Source organism: Microbacterium tenebrionis (genome assembly GCF_903645325.1).
GTDB lineage: Bacteria > Actinomycetota > Actinomycetes > Actinomycetales > Microbacteriaceae > Microbacterium > Microbacterium tenebrionis.
The window spans coordinates 172220-192432 of the sequence record NZ_CAHJXQ010000004.1 but is presented as its reverse complement, the minus strand read 5'-3'; the positions used below and the strand labels follow the sequence as shown (position 1 = coordinate 192432).

At 64.3% G+C, this 20213-nt stretch carries 23 protein-coding genes, 1 pseudogene and 1 other annotated feature; of the genes and pseudogenes, 13 read left to right on the top strand and 11 right to left on the bottom strand.

The window, feature by feature from the left end; genetic code table 11:
* The first annotated feature begins 20 nt into the window (after positions 1–20).
* Both pstA and pstB read left to right on the top strand, forming a co-directional pair.
* Positions 21–860, top strand: a complete 840-nt coding sequence (gene pstA, locus HWX58_RS08650; RefSeq protein ID WP_250646167.1) for a phosphate ABC transporter permease PstA — start codon at positions 21–23, stop codon at positions 858–860.
* A gap of 97 nt (positions 861–957) precedes the next feature.
* Positions 958–1728, top strand: a complete 771-nt coding sequence (gene pstB / locus HWX58_RS08645) for a phosphate ABC transporter ATP-binding protein PstB (protein WP_120776991.1) — start codon at positions 958–960, stop codon at positions 1726–1728.
* A 32-nt stretch (positions 1729–1760) separates the two neighbouring features.
* Here the strand turns inward: pstB and HWX58_RS08640 are convergent, their stop codons facing one another.
* Complete coding sequence (locus tag HWX58_RS08640) at positions 1761–2156, bottom strand: hypothetical protein (RefSeq protein WP_175986651.1); 396 nt, start codon at positions 2154–2156, stop codon at positions 1761–1763.
* On the opposite strand from HWX58_RS08640, the gene HWX58_RS08635 reads away from it, so the two are divergent.
* On the top strand, positions 2079–2411 hold the full coding sequence (locus HWX58_RS08635) for a winged helix-turn-helix domain-containing protein (RefSeq protein ID WP_175986988.1): 333 nt from the start codon (positions 2079–2081) through the stop codon (positions 2409–2411). The two genes, HWX58_RS08640 and HWX58_RS08635, sit on opposite strands and share 78 nt — an antisense overlap.
* Here the strand turns inward: HWX58_RS08635 and HWX58_RS08630 are convergent.
* From HWX58_RS08630 to HWX58_RS08620, 3 genes and pseudogenes are all read right to left on the bottom strand, one after another.
* Positions 2393–3349 (bottom strand): arsenate reductase/protein-tyrosine-phosphatase family protein, encoded by a 957-nt coding sequence (locus HWX58_RS08630; protein WP_250646166.1) that lies wholly within the window; start codon positions 3347–3349, stop codon positions 2393–2395. The two genes, HWX58_RS08635 and HWX58_RS08630, sit on opposite strands and share 19 nt — an antisense overlap.
* Positions 3346–3663 carry an ArsR/SmtB family transcription factor gene (locus HWX58_RS08625; RefSeq protein ID WP_175986986.1) on the bottom strand — a complete coding sequence of 106 codons (318 nt, stop codon included), beginning with the start codon at positions 3661–3663 and terminating at the stop codon, positions 3346–3348. Before HWX58_RS08625 ends, HWX58_RS08630 begins: the two co-directional genes overlap by 4 nt.
* A 169-nt stretch (positions 3664–3832) precedes the next feature.
* Positions 3833–5097 (bottom strand): annotated as a pseudogene (locus tag HWX58_RS08620) (IS3 family transposase).
* Positions 4664–4798: a sequence feature (AL1L pseudoknot), on the bottom strand. Its footprint overlaps the pseudogene before it by 135 nt.
* Before the next feature lie 356 nt (positions 5098–5453).
* On the opposite strand from HWX58_RS08620, the gene HWX58_RS08615 reads away from it, so the two are divergent.
* Both HWX58_RS08615 and HWX58_RS08610 read left to right on the top strand, forming a co-directional pair.
* Positions 5454–6089 carry a hypothetical protein gene (locus HWX58_RS08615; RefSeq protein ID WP_175986984.1) on the top strand — a complete coding sequence of 212 codons (636 nt, stop codon included), beginning with the start codon at positions 5454–5456 and terminating at the stop codon, positions 6087–6089.
* Positions 6086–6616: an RNA polymerase sigma factor gene (locus HWX58_RS08610; protein ID WP_217702964.1), complete on the top strand. Its 531-nt coding sequence runs from the start codon at positions 6086–6088 to the stop codon at positions 6614–6616. Before HWX58_RS08615 ends, HWX58_RS08610 begins: the two co-directional genes overlap by 4 nt.
* Positions 6617–7285: 669 nt before the next feature.
* On the opposite strand, the gene HWX58_RS08605 is transcribed toward HWX58_RS08610, so the two are convergent.
* Positions 7286–7738, bottom strand: a complete 453-nt coding sequence (locus HWX58_RS08605) for a signal peptidase II (protein ID WP_227530113.1) — start codon at positions 7736–7738, stop codon at positions 7286–7288.
* 234 nt (positions 7739–7972) lie between these two features.
* Here HWX58_RS08605 and cmtR point away from each other — a divergent pair, with 234 nt between their 5' ends.
* From cmtR to HWX58_RS08590, 3 genes are all read left to right on the top strand, one after another.
* Entirely contained in the window at positions 7973–8332 is a 360-nt protein-coding gene (gene cmtR, locus HWX58_RS08600) for a Cd(II)/Pb(II)-sensing metalloregulatory transcriptional regulator CmtR (RefSeq protein ID WP_061018111.1), read from the top strand.
* Positions 8329–8934 (top strand): cadmium resistance transporter, encoded by a 606-nt coding sequence (locus HWX58_RS08595; RefSeq protein WP_025103726.1) that lies wholly within the window; start codon positions 8329–8331, stop codon positions 8932–8934. Before cmtR ends, HWX58_RS08595 begins: the two co-directional genes overlap by 4 nt.
* Positions 8935–9032: 98 nt before the next feature.
* On the top strand, positions 9033–10001 hold the full coding sequence (locus HWX58_RS08590) for a permease (protein WP_250646165.1): 969 nt from the start codon (positions 9033–9035) through the stop codon (positions 9999–10001).
* A gap of 501 nt (positions 10002–10502) precedes the next feature.
* Here the strand turns inward: HWX58_RS08590 and HWX58_RS08585 are convergent.
* Complete coding sequence (locus tag HWX58_RS08585) at positions 10503–11000, bottom strand: hypothetical protein (RefSeq protein WP_175986980.1); 498 nt, start codon at positions 10998–11000, stop codon at positions 10503–10505.
* Positions 10997–11614 (bottom strand): hypothetical protein, encoded by a 618-nt coding sequence (locus HWX58_RS08580; protein ID WP_175986978.1) that lies wholly within the window; start codon positions 11612–11614, stop codon positions 10997–10999. Before HWX58_RS08580 ends, HWX58_RS08585 begins: the two co-directional genes overlap by 4 nt.
* Before the next feature lie 191 nt (positions 11615–11805).
* Here HWX58_RS08580 and HWX58_RS08575 point away from each other — a divergent pair, with 191 nt between their 5' ends.
* Positions 11806–12042: a hypothetical protein gene (locus HWX58_RS08575; RefSeq protein WP_175986976.1), complete on the top strand. Its 237-nt coding sequence runs from the start codon at positions 11806–11808 to the stop codon at positions 12040–12042.
* Entirely contained in the window at positions 12035–12829 is a 795-nt protein-coding gene (locus HWX58_RS08570) for a metallophosphoesterase (protein ID WP_175986973.1), read from the top strand. Before HWX58_RS08575 ends, HWX58_RS08570 begins: the two co-directional genes overlap by 8 nt.
* 11 nt (positions 12830–12840) lie before the next feature.
* Here the strand turns inward: HWX58_RS08570 and HWX58_RS08565 are convergent, their stop codons facing one another.
* The 4 genes from HWX58_RS08565 to HWX58_RS08550 are packed head-to-tail and all read right to left on the bottom strand — an operon-like array spanning position 12841 to position 17601.
* Positions 12841–13911, bottom strand: coding sequence for a TniQ family protein (locus HWX58_RS08565; protein ID WP_175986971.1), 1071 nt, complete (start codon positions 13909–13911; stop codon positions 12841–12843).
* Positions 13908–14873 (bottom strand): TniB family NTP-binding protein, encoded by a 966-nt coding sequence (locus tag HWX58_RS08560; RefSeq protein ID WP_175986969.1) that lies wholly within the window; start codon positions 14871–14873, stop codon positions 13908–13910. Before HWX58_RS08560 ends, HWX58_RS08565 begins: the two co-directional genes overlap by 4 nt.
* 8 nt (positions 14874–14881) lie before the next feature.
* Positions 14882–16816, bottom strand: coding sequence for a TnsB C-terminal domain-containing protein (locus HWX58_RS08555; RefSeq protein ID WP_175986967.1), 1935 nt, complete (start codon positions 16814–16816; stop codon positions 14882–14884).
* 53 nt (positions 16817–16869) lie between these two features.
* Entirely contained in the window at positions 16870–17601 is a 732-nt protein-coding gene (locus HWX58_RS08550) for a TnsA-like heteromeric transposase endonuclease subunit (protein ID WP_175986965.1), read from the bottom strand.
* A 394-nt stretch (positions 17602–17995) separates the two neighbouring features.
* Between HWX58_RS08550 and HWX58_RS08545 the strand changes: the two genes are divergently transcribed.
* The 3 genes from HWX58_RS08545 (at position 17996) to HWX58_RS15080 (ending at position 20164) form a co-directional block, all read left to right on the top strand.
* On the top strand, positions 17996–18424 hold the full coding sequence (locus tag HWX58_RS08545) for a MarR family winged helix-turn-helix transcriptional regulator (protein ID WP_175986963.1): 429 nt from the start codon (positions 17996–17998) through the stop codon (positions 18422–18424).
* A gap of 100 nt (positions 18425–18524) precedes the next feature.
* Positions 18525–19940 carry an SPFH domain-containing protein gene (locus HWX58_RS08540; protein ID WP_250646164.1) on the top strand — a complete coding sequence of 472 codons (1416 nt, stop codon included), beginning with the start codon at positions 18525–18527 and terminating at the stop codon, positions 19938–19940.
* Complete coding sequence (locus HWX58_RS15080) at positions 19937–20164, top strand: hypothetical protein (protein ID WP_250646163.1); 228 nt, start codon at positions 19937–19939, stop codon at positions 20162–20164. Before HWX58_RS08540 ends, HWX58_RS15080 begins: the two co-directional genes overlap by 4 nt.
* Positions 20165–20213 lie beyond the last annotated feature (49 nt).

Here is a 20213-nt window from a genome sequence, read left to right as displayed (position 1 = left end):
ATACCGGACGAAACGGCGAGATGCGCCCCACGGCGCTGATCTTCCTCATGCTCCTGTGGCTGTCGCTCTTCATCGCGTTCGCGGTGCTCATCACCCTGCTGATCACGATCTTCGTCACCGGCCAGAACAAGCTCACCTGGAACCTCGTGACGAACTTCCCCTCCGCGGACCCGGAGGAGGCGGGTGCTCGTCCGGCGATCCTCGGTTCGGTCTGGGCGATCGGCACCACGGCGGTGATGACGCTACCTCTGGGTATCGCGGCCGCCGTGCACCTCGAGGAGTTCGCCGACCGGAAACGCTGGTTCAACAAGTTCGTCGAACTCAACGTGCAGAACCTGGCCGCCGTCCCGTCGATCGTCTACGGCCTCCTCGCTCTCGCGTTCCTGTCGATGCTCGGAGTCACCAACAAGAACATCGTCATCGGCGGCGCGTTCGCGCTGACGCTCCTCATCCTCCCGGTCATCATCATTGCCACCCGGGAGGCGCTGCGTGCGGTGCCCCGCGAGATTCGCGATGGGTCGCTGGCGTTGGGGGCCACGCAATGGCAGACGACGTGGCGGCAGGTGCTGCCGGCATCGGTCCCGGGTATCGCCACCGGCTCGATCCTCGCCCTCTCGCGAGCCCTCGGCGAAGCAGCCCCATTGCTCGTCCTCGGTGCGCTCGTCTACATCACCTTCGATCCGAACGGTCTGCTCAGCGGCTACACCACGCTCCCCATCCAGATCTTTAACTGGACCGGACGCCCGCAGGAGGGATTCCATGAGCTCGCCGGCGCCACGAGCCTGCTCCTGCTCGCCGTCCTCATCCTGATGAACGCCCTCGCCATCTTCATCCGCAACAAGTTCCAGAAACGGTGGTAAACCCATGAGCACCTCCACGGGCGACGCCGCACCGGCAGCGCACACACACTTCCACGCCGCGGAATCGCGTCGGGTTGCCGAAACGCCCAGCGGACTCATCCGCTGCGAAGACGTCAACGTCTACTACGGCGACTTCCGCGCCGTCACCGGCGTGAACCTCGAGTTCGGACGCAACGAGATCACCGCGCTCATCGGCCCCTCGGGTTGCGGCAAATCCACCCTTCTGCGGTCCCTGAACCGCATGAACGACCTCGTCGACGGCGCACGCGTCGAAGGAAATGTCATCTTCCAGGAGGAGGACATCTACGCGAAGGGTGTCGACCCCATCGAGGTTCGACGACGCATCGGCATGGTGTTCCAGAAGCCCAACCCGTTCCCGAAATCGATCTACGACAACATCGCCTACGGCCCTCGCGTCACCGGGATGAAGGTCGACAACATGGACGATCTCGTCGAGGAAGCGCTGACCCGCTCAGCGCTCTGGGGTGAGGTGAAAGACAAGCTCAAGCAGTCGGCATTCGGTCTCTCCGGCGGTCAGCAGCAGCGCCTCTGCATCGCGCGCACCATCGCGGTGCAACCAGACGTGATCCTCATGGACGAGCCGTGTTCCGCGCTCGATCCGATCGCTACCTCGCGGATCGAAGACCTCATGCACGAGCTGCGCAAGGACTACACGATCATCATCGTCACGCACAACATGCAGCAAGCAGCACGCGTGGCAGACCGCACCGCCTTCTTCACCGCCCTAGCAGACGAGACCACCGGAGACCGCACCGGAGTCCTCGTCGAGTACGACCTGACCAAGAACATCTTCGAACAGCCACAGGACCAGCGCACCGAGGACTACATCAGCGGACGGTTCGGATGAGTTCTCCCTCTGGCGGTGATCCGCGGTTCGTTCTACACGGGCGCAGCGTGGATATCCTCCGCGGGAGTTTCGCTGAGTTCCGACATGCTGGCGTTCCCATTACGGTGCACACCGAGATCGTTGACGCACTCGCCGATCTGGCGCACGACTACGAGTCCTCTCTCATCCTCGCCGGTGGTGAGTCGTTCGAGAGGCTTGCCGCCATCGTGCAGATCGCTGAGCCGGTTTGTGGAGGTTCGATCTTTCTCGGCGTCTCCGACAGCACCGAAACTGCAACGATTGAAGTCGCGATCCGGGCCGGATTGCGCGGCACCGTTCGCCTTCCCATCACGCCTGATCGCCTGCGCGAAGTGGCTCGTCTGCACCCGAGAACGGGACCGCAGGATCGCTCGCTCCGCTTCGGAGAACTGACCCTCGATGTCCCGCACCGGAGTCTCCGCTGGCGGGACCATGCACTCCTGCTTCCGCCGAGGGAGTTCGAGCTGCTGCATCAGATCGTCCGCGCCTATCCGGAGAGCGTGAGCATCGACACGCTTGCTCTCGCCTTCGGATCCGATCTGGAGGACCCTCACGCCTCAGTGCGGGTTGCGATGACGAAGTTGCGTGCGCGTCTGGCGAACTTTGCTCCTGCGCAGGCGCTCATCGAGACGGTCCGCGTCGCCGGCTACCGGCTCGCGTCCTGAGGCTCAATACTCAGCTCAACGAGAAGCCCCAGTACGCGCCTGCGGATATCGTCGCGCACGACGCGAAGCCCTTGGTCATCGAGCTCGAGCGGGTCTGCGAGGTCCCACTCCATGTATCGGCGGCCCGGAAAAACCGGGCACGCATCCCCGCAACCCATCGTGATGACGTAGTCAGCGGCGCGCACCACGTCCTCCGTGAGCGGCTTAGGGAACTCACCCCAGAGCTCGACACCCACCTCGGCCAGTGCCGCCTCGACCCGCGGATGAGAGGTCTCCGCAGGCGACGAACCTGCCGTCCGTACGTGCACCTTCCCGCCCGAGAGATGCCGGAGGAACGCCCCGGCCATCTGCGAACGACCGGCATTCTGCACACAGACGAAGAGCACTTCCGGAGTGTCCCTGAGAATCAACCCTTGCGCGGTCGCGAGAGCATCGAGGCGATCAGCCGCATACCGTGCCGTCATCGTCAGCAAATGTTCGCGCACACGAGCCCGCTGGCTCAGAAGCAGAAAGCTCTGTGCCACGTAGCTGGCGACCGTCTCACGACTGAAAGTCGAATTGAACCGATAGGCGAGATCAGAGACGATCGTGGCTACGCCGGGTGGGAGCGCGGTGGCTGCAGGCGCCGGGGCGGCTGGCTGTATCGACTCGCTCGCCAGCAGACGCCCGAATCTCACCCAGGCATCGACCGTCGGCGTCGTCACTCCGTCGGAGTCACGGATCAGCCCTGTCATCCGCAGCGACGTGAGCGCCGCATCGACTACCCCAGCATCGAGCGCCAGTTCGACAGGGACGTCACCGATCGGCACTTCGGACACGATGGCACTGAGGACCCGCAGGGTGTCGGGGTTGCCCAGCACCGAGACCTGCGCCGCGCGATCTCGCGCTGCCTGCTCGTCCAGTGGTCGACCGACGCGGTGTGCCGAGCGATCATTCACCGGAGGAAGTCCTCAACTGCGCTGCGTCGCGAAGGGCTCACTGACAGCCAGCCGAGCTTTCCATCCTGCTGCCGGGTGAGGAATTCGTCGTCGAGCAGGATTCGGACGTGGTGTGTGACGGTCGGCTGCCGCAATCCCAGCGAATCTGCAAGCTGACCGACGGTCGCGCGCTCGTCAACGGATCCGAGAATGATGCTGAGGATCTGCAGACGTGTGGGGTCAGCGACCGCTCTCAGCGTGCGTGCCAATTCTTCAGCGGCTCCCCGATCCAAAGCAGCGCCCACGCGCGGCTTGGCTCCGGGTTGAGAGGACATGCAGTCGAGTCTACGGCTCGGCAGGAGTGCGAATCTGTGTCGGCCAGCGAGGTCAAGTCAGGCTGCCGAAGGCGGCGGATCTGGGTCGAGCACGTCACCTCTCGCCTCGGTCGCGTGACGTTGGCAGAGTGTCGATACTGAAGCGCCCTGGGTCTGATGGAGACTCGCGCTATTTGATTCCCACCAGGTGATCGGTGGTGGTTTGGCCAGCATAGAACGTCTGCTCGAACTCGGCGGGTGGGACGTCGCTGAGGTAGCCGTGCAGGCGCTGCGTGTTGTGCCAGTGCACCCATCCGAGGGTCGCGAGCTCGAGGTCCTCGACGGTCTTCCAGGGGCCTGGGCGTGCGGGTCCACGGACGAGTTCGGTCTTGTAGTACCCGTTCACGGTCTCGGCCAGGGCGTTGTCATAGCTGTCGCCGACGGTCCCGATCGACAGCGTCGCTCCGATCTCCGCGAGTCGTTCGCCGTAGCGAATCGACGTGAATTGAGACCCCGCGTCGCTGTGTCACCTCAGATCCTCGTGGTGACGACCTCTCGACCAGCGGGCCATCTCGATCGCGTCGAGGACCATCTCGGTGCGCATGTGAGACGCGCACCGCCACCCGACGATCATCCGTGAGTACGCGTCGATGATGAAGCAGACATACGCGACGCCCGCCCACGTCGGCACGAACGTCAGATCGGTGACCCAGAGCCTGTTCGGCGCGGTCGCGGTGAACTCCCGTTTCACGAGGTCCGGGTGCCGCGTCGACGTCGGATCCGGCCGGGTCGTCTTGACCCGCTTGCTCCGGATCGCGCCCTCGATGCCGGCAGCCCGCATCAGCCGGCCCGTCTGGTCCCGGCCGATATCGATCCCGGCGCGGCGGGCGGTCTTCCAGAGCTTGCGGACCCCATAGACGCAGTAGTTCGCGTTCCAGAGCGTGACCAGCTCAGGCATCAAGACCGCGTCGCTCACCGCGCGCGCCGAGGGGGCGCGGTCTTTCGCGGCGTAATAGGTGCTCGGAGCCACCTGCAACAGGCTGCAGATGGGCTCGACTCCGAGGCGGCGGCCTTCGACGACGTCGTTCTTGTTCGCGTCGATGAACGCGACTACTTCCGATGTTGGCGGTCGAGCTCCGCCCCGAAGAAAGACGCAGCCCTCTTCAGAATCTCGTTAGCCCGACGAAGCTCACGGACCTCTTGCTCCAGCTCCCGCAGCTTCCGCGATTCGGCCGTGGTCACGCCAGCCACGTTGCCGTCGTCGATATCGGCCTGCTTGACCCACGTCCTGACGGACTCGATCCCGTATCCAAGCTGCGTCGCGACCCGCTGGACCGTCCCGTGCTCGGTCCCCAGCTCCGCTCGCAGGATTCGCACCATCCGGACCGCTGCGGCCTTCTCCTCCGGCGAATACCGACGCATGGTCGGCTTCCCAGATCCCTCATTCGACACCATGACCCCATCCTCGTTTCCAAAGTCAGGAGTCTCCAACAAAGCCAGGGCGCTTCAATCCGCACAGCCCCCATACTTGCGTATGGGATGACGGCGCGGAAGCAACTCTGACAACAACGGTCAACACGACGGTTCGACGCCTTAGCCCCATATCGCGCCCTCATTGTCAGATTCGGAGCGCCCACGAGACACAAACCTCTTAAGCGCCATTACCGCTAAATACGGTGTGGTGCGCTGCATGTCTCGACACCAGGACCGGACTCACATCGAATCCTCTGTCGTCGACATCCTCGGGTGACAGACGTTTTGACCGTTGCTGGACATGTACAAGTTGAGAGCTTCTTTGAGGAAGGACTGACATGGACACCAGAGATCACGATGAGCTTGATCAGGCGTTGCGGCATCTCGCGTTTCCGACGACGCAGATCACCCCGGCAATCGAAGACGAGCTTGCATCTTTGACGATCGCCTCGTTGCGAGCAACGCGCCCGGTTGCGCGAAAGCGCGCCTGGCGGCTCTCCCTGACTGCGGGGGTCCCAGTCGTAGCGGTATTTGGGATCGGCACCGCTGCTATGGCAACGGGCCTATGGGCACCATGGGCGCAAACACCCGACGGCACGTTCACCTACACATTGCCCAGTGGCGTGGTTTGTGAGCAGCGCGTCGGCAATCTTCACGCAGAGAATCCCGACATCCAGCCCGCTGTCCAAGAGATCTTCACCACAATGGACGTCGTCGCCGAGTCGGATGTCACCACGCGGAACGAGCAACTACTCACTGAGGAATCCGCACTCGAATATGCGCAGGCCACGGTTGACGACAGCGAGTCGCCCGGTTTCGGCACTATCGAGGACGTGATCTACGGGATGGCGCTGCGCGGGGCGGTGCTCGAGACCGTGGATCAGGAACTCGTCCAGAGAGGGTTCGATATGTCCGATGAGCGCAACATGATCTCGGCCCAAGGCCAGGCTCTTTGCGGAGAGGACATCCCGTGAGCCGTCGTAGTTTGACCGACCGTCAGTCCCGGGGCGTCGACAACATCTCACTGAACGCCGCAGATCTCCTCGCGTACTTCGAGCACCGGGCCCGCGGCGCCGAAGCGGCCGACCTGTTGTCAGAGACGATGGCAACAGCATGGCGTCGAATCGATGCCATGCCCGACGCCACCATAGAAGCACGGATGTGGCTGTTCGTGATCGCCCGCAACGTCCTCGCGAACGCAGAGCGGGCAGCACAACGACGTTGGAGGCTCGCAGACAAACTTCGTGCCCACCTCACCACCGCTGCGCCTCCGGACGACTCCCAGCGCACGATCGAAGTACGCGACGCCGTGAGCCGTCTCGCTCCGGAGCTTCGCGAACTGATCGGCCTCATCCACTGGGACGGATTCAGCATCTCCGACGCAGCCAGCATTGTCGGCATCCCCTCATCGACAGCGCGAACCCAATACCAGACGGCCCGGCGAGAGCTCGCACGATCTCTAACCTCAGTTGACCCCTCCGCTGACGTGAGCGTCTCGTAACTTCGGTGTCCGCAAACCAATGCGATACGAGACTCTTCCCGTGTCCACCGGGCGCGCCGCGGAACAGATCTGCCAGCCGAAGGCCCCTGCCCGTTTCCGATTATGGCGGGCGGTTGCGGCGGTCGTTTGAGCACTAGTCCTGAACCCCGCCGGAAACGATCATTTTCGGCAGGTACCGATGGTGGTGCCGCCGATCACCGTCCGACACTCTCCGTGAGATTCCGACAGGTTTCGTGAGACGATCCGCCAACTTCGTGAGATTCCGCCACCTTTCGTGAGATCGGACAGGACATGTCCGATCTCACGAGAGTTGTCGGTTGGTGAGACAGCGCATCCCCGGAAAGACGGGTGAGTGGTGCGCTGCCGATACTGCCGGTTGTCTCACGAAACTTGTCGGTAATCGCGTTTCGCTCTCACCCCTACCTAAAAGGTCGGGCGGACTGTTTCGGCGCAACAGGTTCCGGCAGGGTGTTTCGGCAGGTGCGCGAGCCGGCGTGTCGTGCAGTCAGCTGGCGACCTCGGCGGGCCCGCCGGAAACGATCGATTTCGGCGGGCGCTGAAGCCATATTCGCGTGACCCATGCAGCGCGAGCGTCCCAGCACGGGGAGGAGATTCACGCGGACATGGCAAACAGATGACTACGGTAAAGACGAGATGAGTTTGCGGAGGTCAGGCACCAGGAGACTGTCCACGGGGAAGCTCAGGGCGGGGATTCAGGATGATCTGAATGAGGCCCAGGCCGACGCCGATGCCGATGGAGATATCCGCGATGTTGCCAATGAAGAGGTTGCCGTAGGCGAGGAAATCGGTCACGTGACCGACGCCGAATCCCGGCGGGGCAAGGAGGCGATCGATGAGGTTGCCCACTGCTCCGCCCCAGACGAATCCGATAGCGACCGCCCACACGATCGACTTGGATCGCCACGCAGCGTAGAGGAGTGCGATCGTCGCTGTGGTTCCGATCACAGTAAACACCCACGTGCTCCCCGACCCGAGCGACATGACTGTGCCGGGATTGAATGCCAGCTGGAGGCCCAACAGGTCACCAACTAGGGGAATGCGCTCGTGCTCGCTGAGCCGGGTCAGGGCTAGAGCCTTCGAACCCTGGTCGATCACCGTCATGCTGAATGCGACCAGGAGCGCAACAACCAGCCTCCGACCTCGATCCCGCCTCACCAGGCGCCACTCATGCGGTAGGTATGGCGGGCGCCAGCACGGTGCTCCGGTAGGAGTGATGAGGTGTGCACGAGGGGATTCCTGACGTTGAGCGTTTGTAGTCCAGACGCTTCGGATCGCGCCCATTCGGAGGATCTGGCGCCGCACTCGATAATACATCCAAGCGTGTATATTCATTGAGTGCTGACTATTACTACTCGCTTGGACGTGATGAATCGCCTCGGCCGCGCTATGGCCGACTCGACGCGATCACGCATTCTTATGTCGCTGCTTGACGGCCCGATCTATCCGGCGGCGCTCGCCCGCGAGCTGGGCCTGAGCCCATCGAACGTCTCCAACCATCTCACGTGCCTCCGTGACTGCGGCATCGTCGTGGCAGAGCCCGAGGGGCGGCGCACTCGATACGAGGTCGCAGATCCTCGGCTGACCACGGCGCTGACCGCTCTACTGGATACGACCCTGGCCGTGGATCACGAGGCCGAGTGCATCGACCCCACGTGCACAGTTGCGGACTGCTGCACGATGGAGGTCAGCGCATGATCTTCCTCTCCATCCTGCAAGCAGTTGGTCTGTTCCTGGTAACGAACATCGACGACATCATCGTGCTCTCGCTGTTCTTCGCCCGAGGTGCGGGCCAACGAGGTACAACGACCCGGATTCTGCTCGGACAGTATTTGGGGTTCGCTGGCATCCTCGGCGCCGCCGTACTCGTTGCTCTCGGCGCAGGAGCGTTCCTCCCTCCTGAAGTCATTCCCTACTTCGGCCTCATCCCCCTGGGTTTGGGTCTCTGGGCGGCATGGCAGGCGTGGCGCAATCGCGACGACGACGATGACGACGAGGGCAAGATCGAAGGAAAAAAGGTCGCGGTCTGGGCTGTGGCCGGGGTCACCTTCGCCAACGGCGGTGACAACATCGGCGTCTACGTCCCCGTGTTCCTCAGCGTGGGTCCCGCCGCGGTCGTCGCGTACTGCGTGGTGTTCCTGGCCCTCGTTGCGGTCCTGGTCGTTGTCGCAAAGTTCATCGCTACTCGTCGACCGATCGCGGAGATCCTGGAACGTTGGGAACACGTGCTGTTCCCGCTCGTTCTGATCGGTCTGGGCATCTTCATCCTGGTTAGCGGTGGCGCATTCGGGCTGCGATGAGTCGAGCACGAGTGACGCGGTTGCCTGACCCGGAGCAGGTGACCACCAGGGCGAGCAGCGGGGCACCTCCTGCTGCTCGCTCGCGTGCTGCGTGGGCGATGGTCGGTGTCGGCGTGTGCGTGATTGCGGCACTATTGCTGATCGAAATTTTCGCGCCGACGTTCTTCCCGGTTTCCCTCCCGACCCGCGCGCAGGACGGCCTCACACTCGCTGTCAGCGTCCTCATTGAGTCGATGCCATTCGTCACGCTCGGCGTGGTCTTGTCGATCATCGTGCAGGTGTGGATTCCCGCCGGGGTGCTCGAACGTTGGATGCCGCGATGGGCATGGCTGCGTCGGATGGTGCTCTCGCTCCTGGGCATGTTCGTCCCGGTCTGCGAATGCGGCAACGTGCCGTTTGCTCGGGGACTGCTGATGCGCGGCTTCACTGTCCCGGATGCGCTCACATTCTTGATCGCAGCCCCGATCGTCAACCCGATCGTCATTCTCACGACCCACCAAGCCTTCGGATTCGATGACGGCATCCTGATTGCGCGCCTTCTCGGCGGCTACGCGATCGCCAACCTCATCGGCTGGCTGTACAGCCGTCACCCCGATCCGGGAACTCTACTCACTGACCAGTTCCGTGATACATGCGACAGAGCCGCCCACGAGTCAGGCAGCCGTGGCCGCGGTCGGCGCAGCCTCACCCAGTTCGTCGTCGAGTTCCGCGCAGTCATGCCCGCACTCGTGATCGGCTGCGCACTAGCCGGTGCCATTCAGGTGCTAATCCCCCGTGAGGTTCTCCTGTCTGTCGGATCCAATCCAGTCATGTCGATCGTGGCAATGATCTTGATCGCGATGGTCGTATCGATCTGTTCGAACGTGGATGCGTTCTTTGCCCTGTCGTTCGCGTCATTCTTCTCCGCAGGATCAGTCGTCGCCCTCCTCCTCGTCGGCCCCCTCGTCGACGTCAAAATGCTCGCTCTCCTGCGCACCACGTTTAGCACCCGGACTCTCGCGGGCATCGTGGCTGTCGTGCTCCTCGCAGCCTTCACGATCGGGCTGGGACTCAACGTATTGGCGTAGCGGCGATGACGGGTTCCGAGTCGATGGATCGCCATTCGAGCCCTCGAGGCTCCGAGTGGATAATGCCCGATGGGGGGACAAGCCAGAAACGCCTGCCGAAAGCAGGTACCGGCGAGCACTAGCGGCAGGCGTCTAAGGACGTGGGATGCGAGCTCGCCGGAAACGATCATTTTCGGCAGGTACCGATGGCGGTGCCGCCGATCACCGTCCGACACTCTCCGTGAGATTCCGACAGGTTTCGTGAGACGATCCGCCAACTTCGTGAGATTCCGCCACCTTTCGTGAGATCGGTGTCCGGTGACAGTGATTCTGTAGTTCGTGCCAATGATGTTGTGATCGAGATCCGCGAGTTCTCGCTTACTCAGCCTCACCACCGATGCCGCTGATCTCGGACTCAGTGCCATCAATTCTGCAGTCCGCCGGACAAGCAGGGGCAGAGGGGGTCAAGTCTTCTTGTGTGCCGTGTTGGCACGATGTCCGTCGTGACGGTGCTCTCTGCCCCTATGCGCGAAGGGCCTCGAGCACGTCGGTGACAGTGTCTACCGGCGGGTGATCTGCTTCTAGATCGAACTCTGCAACGGCGGTCCGGTCGGCGTCGTAGGCCTCGATCTTTGCGACCGTCCCTTCGCGCCAGATCCGGGCGAACACGACCGTGGGATTCATGACGATTCCCTCGGGAGCGAGCATGCCGAAGTTGTAGAGAGTCTCTGCCCACCAATAGTTCACCGTCTGCGCCGGGGGCTCCCACTCCGCGGCCTGGTTGGCGATGACACTACGGCCCAGCGCGTTCGAGGCTGCGGATGCGATCACGTTTCGATCTGCCGAGGCCGGAACGGTGAATACCTCACCGCCGACGAGGGTGAACTCGAGCGTTTCTGGGCCGAGCAGGATCTGCCGGATGAGACCGTCGTCCGGGCGAAGGTTCTCTAAGGTCGAAGCTTCCCGGATGGCGTCGCGCCAGAGCGCGACGTCATCCGGCTGTCGGTGCGTCGTCGTCACTGGTTCAGGGCGTTCTTCACGAAATCGGGGCACTTGCCGTTAATGCCCTCACAGTACGCGGTCACCACTCCGTATGTATCCCCCTGATACGAACGGAAGTCCACGACGGTTCGCACCCAGACCGTGCGCACGACCTTGCAGTTATTCCCCCAGAAATCACACTTGACCTCCTTGGCCGCAAGTCGGTATCGCCATGATGTGCCACCGTCGGGGGTTCGTGTCGAGGCCTTCTGGGTGACGACGCGTGGGGTGCGGTACGTCAAGTTGTGCTTGGTGAGGATCTTGTTGTAAGGAAGGGAACGCAACACAACTTTGCGGTTACCGAAGTCATTCCACCGGAAGAGTACGTTGTTGGTTGCCGCTGCTTGCGCGGTGGGCGCAGCCTCAACCTGCACCTTCGGTGCGCTTGAGGCTGTACCTGGGATCACCTCGATCCCGAGTTCCGCGAGATCTGCATCCGTAACAACCGAACCAACGCCGTCTCCGACGTCACCGAGAACCGAAAAGATCACGCCCTCATCATCATCGACGGTCGCGTCAGCCGGTGCACCATACTCGGACGCGGTCGCAGGGGAAGTGGTTACCAAAGCAAATGCCGCAACAATCGCGAACAACGAGAGAACAGTCTTACTGGTAGTTCTTGGCAGACGCATTGACGGTGGCCCTTTCCACGAGTTGGGATCGCCACTGCCAGGGCGCGACGACGGAAGAAATTACTTGGTAAGCGTCACCTAAGTAGGGTTCTTTGTCAAGCGAACAGTGGATGGCCGTGAGGAATGGAGAGCATACGTGGAAGCGGGTGTGCATGCTCAGTATCGCGGCCGTCGAGATCCGCCGCCGGGCGGAGGAGCACGGTGTCGACCCGGCGGTGCTGCTGGCCGAGCTCGCCGCGAGCGTCGATGAGACGGACGCCGCCGCCGAGGAAGCGGAGATCGCGCAGATCGTGCGGGAGCGCACGGCGTCCGGGGAAAGCGTCCCGCTGGCGGATGTCGCTCGCCGGTTCGGGATCGACCTCGACGAACTGGTGGGCCGCGATGAGTGACTATCCCTGGTTCGACTTCGATCAGGTCGACTGTGTCACCTCCGATACGCACTTCGGTCATGGCCGGATCAACGAGCTCGCCGGCCGCCCGTTCGGCACGGTGGAGGATATGGATGCGGAACTGATCGCCCGGTGGAACGCCGCGGTCGGTCCTGATGATGTCGTGCTGCACCTCGGGGATCTGGCGCTCGGCCCGCTCGAGCAGTCCATGGCCCTGACGGCCCAGCTGAACGGGCGCCGATTCCTGGTGCCGGGTAATCATGACCGGGTCTCGCCGGCGACGCAGTCGAAACGAGCGATCGAACGGTTTCGGCCGCTGTACGAGGCGGCAGGGTGGACGATCCTCCCCGAGGTGATCGAAGGCACCCGTCGTGGGTATCGGGTGCTGGCCTCCCACTACCCCTACGCCGGGGACTCGCAAGACGCAGACCGGCACACGGCACACCGGCCCCGTTGGGATGACGGTGTTCCGCTGCTGCACGGGCACACCCACGCCCGCGACCACGGCGCTAACGGGCACCAGTTCCCCGTGGGCGTCGACGCCCACGGCTACGCCCCGATTCCGTTCACGGTCATCGACGAGTGGATCCACACCATCCCCGGCATCCAGACCCGCCTCGAGGCCGCTATCGATGAAGCCCGCCAGGTGATCACCGGCTTCGACAACGAGGAGCGGCCGGGCATGGACGCAGTCATCTACGAGCAGGGATATAACGAGTTCCGCATCGTTCTCGGCAAACTCCTCGACGCCCTCGACACCTCAGCGGGCGACATCGAGCCAGCCTAACGCCGCCCGCGTCATCCGTGGAGCAGGGTGTCGGGCATCGGCCGACGACGGTCGAGGACGCGGTTGGCAGGTGCGGCGACGCCGGGTACATAGGGCTGCACTTGGATGCGGACGGTGCTGAGGTGGCGCAGCAAGCAGCTGCGGTGGCGTTGTGATGAGGCGACAAGAGCCTTCTCCAACCTCGCCGGCCGTTGATTCTTCTTGCTCTGACGCATCCCATTCGCCGTCTCAACCGCCGCTTTCCCTTGGGCGACGATACGTTCGGCGACTCGATGGAGCTGGTCGGTCGTGGAACTGTTCATGATTGTGACCACGGCGGCCTCGAGGACCCAGACCTGCTGTGCCAGCCGGAACCGCGGAGTGAGGAGGTAACTGGCGAAGGACAGGTCGGTGAGCACCGTGGCGAGACGGACGATCTCCGGATACGCGGTCAGGAACACATTGTCCTGGTCCACCGCATCGATGCCGAACGCGGTCATGCGCTCGTGGAACCGCGGCGGGAGGTCCGCGTCGGCGGCCCAGTACCGGATCAGGGTCGCGGCCAGCTGCAACTCCCCGGTCGCCAGGCCGACGCCGCGTTTCCAGAGCGATCCGGACAGGCACCGCTCGGCACGGGTGTATTCGGGGAACCCGGTCAGGTCGATGTCGGCGCCGTCGAGATGCCAGCGGCGGTGCCGGTTGCAGACGGCCCCGCCGCGGCTGCGTACGGTCGTCTCCTCCCCCTGCGCGCAGCGCCGGCACGCAACCCGCGGCTGCTGCGTGTATCCGCAGTGCCGGCACGGGTGCGGCGCCCAGTCGTGGTGGTGGCAGCGGACATACATCGCGTTGCGTCGTGCATCCCTATCGAAATGCCCGGCGGGCAGCCCTCCAAGGCGCTCCGCCCACGCCGCCGCGCGCTCCAGATCAGGCCGGTACGGAGGGATCCCGGAGATCCGGGTCGTGTGGATCCGCAACAGCGTCGGTGTGAGGGCGTTCGCGACCGCCAGTCGCGGAAGATATCCGGTGACCGTCTCCCCTGCCAGCGGTCGCACTGTGACTGGGAGCGGCCGCACCTGGTCCGGCGAGACCGGCGTCCTGCTCATGCCAATGCCGCAGCCGCAGTTGCCGGTTTGGTGCCGAACACTACGTCCAGATCGAGGCGCTCGGCGCCGGAGTCGATCGCGTCGATGGCGAGCATGTGCAGCGTGCTCGTCAGGTCCCCGATGATCCCGCCGGTGACGTCATGCAGCTCGCGTTCGTGGCGGAGGATCGCGCCGGGTTCTTGCTCGAGCAGTCCGAGGGATCCCTCGACGGCAAGCAGCAGATCCGCCCAGGACCTCTTCGCCTTCCCTGTGCGAGGGAACTTCTGCAGGTTCATGATCTGGAAGCGGCTGCTGATCTGTCGGCCACGGGTCCCGTCTAGCAAGCCGCTGGCCTCCACGTTGACGCCGGCGTAGACGAAGGTCCCGGGGCACTTCTCGGACAGCTGCTTGAGCGTGTCGGATGCCTCCGCCATCTGCCGGTACCTCTGGTTCAGGTTGTGGATCTCGTCCACGACGATCAACTCTGTCCCGCACGTCCCGATCAGGGTGGCGATCGTGTTCATCAGCTCGCCTGTGTTGTATCTGGCACGCTCGGGTAGTCCCAGGAAATGAGCGAACTCCCCGAGCATCAGCTTCGGTGTGCACGACGGCGGCACGGACACGTAGATCACCGGGATCGCGTTGCTCCCGACCGCGCCGATGCCCCGGCGGCGGCGTTCGAAGCGGCGGGCGATCTGCGTGATCGTGGTCGTCTTGCCGATGTTCGGCTCCCCCGACACGATCACTCCGAGCTTGCCGTGCGACTTGTACCGGTTCAGCATCAACCGACGCAGGATCTCCGTTTCGATCGCCTTGAACTGTGCGGTGTGCACCACGCTCCCGCGGATCATGAACTGCTTACGCGCCTCCCGGTTCAGCGCCCGGTCTCCTGGCGACAGCGCTTCCAACTCCTCCCGGCGCATCGGCACCGGCCGGTCGAGGATCTCGTCGACGAATCCGGCCCAACCCTGCTTGGTATTCATGGCCCGAGTCATGTCAACCGGTCCCAGACACCGTCGTCGTCGGAGAGGAGCGAGAAGCCTCCGCCGCGCTCCCAGATCACCTCATCATCGTCCGGCTCCTCCGCAGGCTCCTCGCGAGACACCGACTTCGTGATGCCCGTCAGGTGCAGCGGGTCGAGATCGACCTCGGCGGCACGCACCGCGCGATTGCGCTTCGAACCGGGGCGCACCCACTGGGCACGTTTCATCCGATCGGACAGGTACTCGGCGTCCTCGCGTGTTTCCCGCTCCCCATCCACGTCACCTGCCCATGCCTCGCGCCACACGTCGCCGCCCATCGGGTCGTCGAGACTGTCTCGGGCAGCCCGGAACGGGACGAACTCCCCGTCGTGCTCGACCCAGACGAACAGCGGGTTGTGCGGGTCGTAACGGATCGTGCACGGACGGGTCGCCCCTTCGCCCCCTGCGCCGACGGCGCGTAGCTCGGTGAGGCGGTTCGATCTGTAGACCCGGCGGGCGTGGTTGATGCCGTAATCCTGCAGCGTGCACGTCTTCGCCGGGAGCAGGCCAATGAAGTCGTCCAGCTCGAAGGGCACGTGGATCTCCGGGGCGACACGGCGGTATGCGCGGAACATCTCGTTCGGCGTCAATGTCCTGCCCGGGAGCAGCGGGTCGATGAGTCCGGCGTGCGGACGGTTCTGCCACTCGATGGCGACCCAGTCCTCCAACAGCTCCTGCAGTTGGGCCAGTGCAAGTGTGTCGTCGGTGGGCTCCTCCCGCCCGCGCCGTTCAACGCTCCCGCCCGTGAAACCCTCGAGATACTGCACGAAGCGGGTCGCGATGGTCTCGAACGTGCGCTCGACGTGCGGTTTGTCCGTCGGCGTCTGTCGCGCCGCGAACGTGAGTGAGATCCCCAGGCGGGCGCAACCGCGACTGAAGGCCCGAGATCGGAAGATCTTGCCGTTGTCCGTGGTGATGTTCTCCGGGAAGACGTACGGCTGCGCCAGCCGATGCCGGTCCAGACGCTCCTGATCGATCATGAACTGTCCCGCCCAGGTCGCCGACATCCTCCGCCGCTGCTCCCGCGCACCAGGTGGACGGTGCTCGTAAGGGACCAGCGCCCGGGCCAGAACGCCCGCGAGATCGGCACTGTTCGTCGCAATCGCACGCACGACAGCGGCAAGGATCGAGCGAGTGGCCACGTCGTGGATGATCGTCAGCTCGGCACGGTTGAGCCGGCCGTCCAGCAGCCGCGACGGCACGTCGATCACGGTGGAGTCGATCTGAACGTGTTCCCCCGGCCGCATCGACCCATGAAAGCCGAACGCCCGAGCAGGCTTGTTCGCCTCGACCGCCCTCGCCCGCGCCGAACCGCTCAGCTTGCCCGCGGTCGGATGCTCCGCGATCCGCCGGTATAGTGTCCGATCACTCGGCAGGTCCAACTGCTCCCCGTATTCCTCCTCCAGCATCCACTTCACCTGATCGACCGTGCGGCGACGGGTGCCCGACGATCGCAGCTTGCCCGCCGCGCCCAGTTCGCTCAACGCGGAAGCGACCCGCGGGTCCAGTGCCGGCTTGCGTCCGTTGTACAGACGCTTGTCGATGAGACCGAGCAGGCCCTCCTCCCGATACCGCCGGAGCTTGCGGCGCACGGTCTGGATCGAGCCAACCTCGACAAGCGATGACATCGCGACTCGGACCTCCTCAAGCAGAGGCCCGGCATCCTCCCCCGATTCGACCCGCGTCTTCACGATCTCGATCTGCTCCGCCCATGCCTCGACGATGCGCCGTTCCTTCTTCGGAAGCCCGTCAAGCAGCTGCACGTCAGCAGGCGCCGTGGCCGGAGGACGGAGGTCATGCCAGACAACGTCTGGCATGCGCAGCAGCTCCTCGATCGCCACTTCCCGGACGCTGTCCTCTGCCAGCGATCGCAGCACGGCAAGCCGATAGTCGACCGCGATCACCACGAAATCCTGATCTCCCCAGGTCAACCTCGTCCCGATCCCGGCCCGCATGACTACGCCGCCGCCACCCTGGAACTCAACGAAAGCGGCACCCGGACGTCGAAGTCCAGGTCTCCCCACCACATTGCGGAATACACCGCACCGAGCGGCTGCTCGCAGGCATCCTCGAATAAATCCGCCCACTCCGCCAGAGAACGACCTTCTCCCGTGCGCTCATAGAGACGGCTCCTCACCAGCTCCGGCGCCCACCGTCGATACCGGTAGCCGGAGAGGAAACGCAGATTCCGATGTTCCGCTATCGAGATGTCGCTGACCACCGTGTAGCCCCAGCCCAGTCGGTCACAAAGGTCGGCGGTGAGCGCGAAGGTCCTCGCATCGTCATCGCCTATATTGCGGTCGGGCTTCACGTCGATCAGCAGGCCACGCCCGTCGCGGTAGCGCACGAAGTAGTCCGGAGCGTGCTTGCCTCCCAGCGCCCAGTGGATCCACATCGGCTGCGCCGCGATCCCGACGATATCCCGGTCCCGATCAAGCCTCATCACCGCCGCACGCTCGTACAACGACTCGAACCAGACATGCCCCTCGATCGTCGCCGCCCAGTAGAGGCCTTGGTAGTTCCGCTTGTGCTTCCACGACGCCGGAGTGCGCACACGACCTACGGACTCGAACGCGACCTCAAGCACATCGGAGGCATCCAGCCGGCTCAAGTCACCATCGCATGTGAACTCGATCTGCGCATGCAGACCCGTCACCGAAACCTCGGCCAGCTGCGTGGCCCGCGTCATGCTCTCTCCAATCTCCGTGACGAGTGTTTAGTTGGAGAACGAGAACATGAACCTGACGCCGCCAGAGTACGACCGGGGCCGTCGGCAACCGCGAAGGCCGCGCCCGCGTGTCACAGAATCACCGGCAGGGAACATCGAATCAACGACGCAGGAACAAGATCAATGGCACGGAGTGCCGAATCACTGTCAACGGACAATCGGACAGGACAAGTCGCCCCAGAACATTCGTGATCAAACCGTTGCATTCGTTACCTCGCCGTTATAGAGTGATCGCACGGTGAATGTTTGCTGTGGCATCCACCTCATGTGATTGCAGGACACTCTTGGTGCAAGGGACAAGGGCCGGTCGGGAGCCTCTCCGACCGGCCCTTCACCGTTCCGTTACTCTGTATCCATGTCAAACCGGAAGCTCGCGCTCGAAGCATGGGAGGGCCTGTTCCGCGCCCAGCACGAGCTCTTCGAAGCGATGAGCGCCGACTTCGTGGGCACCCCGATCACGCAGGCCGAGTACGACGTGCTCCTCACGGTCACGCGAGCACCGGAGATGACCGCGCGTCTGCGCGACGTCACGACGCACATGCTCATCAGCCAGCCGAGCGTCTCGCGACTGGTCGACCGGATGGTCGCCCGCGGACTGCTCACGAAGACCGGCGACCCGGCCGATGGCCGCGGCGCCGTCCTGAAGGCGACGGATGCCGGGGCGCGAGGCTTCCGCGAGGTCGCCACCGTGCACAGCCGCTCGATCATCGACCGCATGTCAGCGCTCGACGAGGACGAGCTCCGTCAGCTTCGCACGCTGACCGACAAGCTGCGCGGGCACTGACTCCACGGCACCCGCCCCTGCCCTGACGCGATACATGCCATCTCTGGCATAGTCGGGGGTGCCTGCTCCGCTCGGAGCGCACTCATTAGGGGGTAGTCACATGGAGATCGCCGGACTCGTCGGCATTCTGGTTCTCGTCGGCATAGCGGTCGTCGTTCTGATCGTCATCGGTCTGGTGATTCTTCTGTTCGCCCGGAGCTGGATCAAGGTCGCCAGGGCGGACGAGGCGCTGGTCATCTCGGGACGCAAGCAGAAAGTGCAGCGCGCAATCGTCAGCGCCGACGGCACGAGCAGTTCCGAGATCGTCGACTCCCCCGTGACCGTCATCGTCAACGGCAAGTCGCTCGTCAACCCGATCACGCAGCGCCACGAGATCATCTCGCTGCGTTCGCGCCAGGTGTCGCTGAACGCCGAAGCGCAGTCGCTCGACAGCGTCACGCTCAACGTCGATGGAGTCGCGATCGTGAAGATCGGATCCGACCCGCTCTACGTGCGCCGGGCCGCCGAGCGCTTCGCCTCGCAGGACAAGGCCATCGAGCAGTTCACCACCGAGCAGCTCGAAGGAGCGCTGCGCGGCATCGTCGCGACTCTGTCGGTTGTCGAGCTCATGCGCGAGCGCAAGAAGTTCTCCGACCAGATCGCCGCCGACGTCTCGCAGGAGCTCGCCGAACAGGGCCTCATCCTCGACTCGTTCCAGATCAAGGGCATCACCGACAAGGTCGGCTATATCCAGTCACTCGGTGCCCCCGAGATCCAGTCGAAGCGTCAGGCCGCCGAGATCTCGCAGACCAACGCCGACCGCGCGATCAACCAGAAGAACATCGCCAACCAGGAGTCGAACCTGGTCGAGCAGACCGCGCTCGACACGAACACGGCCAACGCGAACGCCGGCATCGGCCGCGCCCGCGCCGAGGCCGAGCAGGCCGAGCACCTCGCCCGCGCCCAGGCCGAGCAGGCCGTCCTCCAGCAGCAGGCCGAGAACCGCCAGGCCCAGCTGGATGCCGACGTCAAGCGCGTCGCCGATGCCCAGCGCTACGAGGCCGAGACCCGCGCACAGGCCGACCTGTACACCCGAGAGCGCGCCGCGGAGGCCGCCGCGATCGAGCAGGTCAAGCAGGCCGAGGCCCGCACCCGCATCGCCGAGCAGCAGGCCGAGGCCGACCGCGCCCGTGCCGCCGGTGAAGCAGCTGCCGCCGAGGCCAAGGCGACCGGTGAGGCGAACGCGCTCCGTGCGCTTGCGGACGCCGAGGCCGAAGCACGACGTCTGCGCGCCAGCGCCGAAGCCGATGCCATCCGCGCCGAGGGCGAGGCCCGCGCCGCCGCCGTCGAGGCTGAGGCCAAGGCCATCGCATCGAACCAGGAGGCGTTCCTCTCGCAGCGCGTGCTCGAGGTGCTGCCGACGGTCATGGGCGAGTTCGCCAAGGGCTACGCGGCGATCGGCGCGTCTCGATCATCGGCGGCAGCGGCGAGGACGGCGCATCGAACGTCGTCGGAGCCGACAGCGCCAAGGCGATGAAGTCGGTGTTCGACAGCGTCAGCTCGGCGACCGGCCTCGACCTCGCCGCGATCATCCAGGGCCAGGCCGTCGGACGCGGCATCGGTGAAAGCCTCGCGAACGCTCAGACCGCGAACACCCCCGCCCCCGCTGCGACGGCTCCGGAGACTCCGCGCACGCGGGCTGCGGCGAAGGATGCCGGAGTGCAGGATGCCGGCGACGAGGCGGCCGCAGCCGGAGAGTAGGCTTCGACTCCCTCCGGTCGCTCAGCCCGCCAGTCGCAGCGGCCAGCGA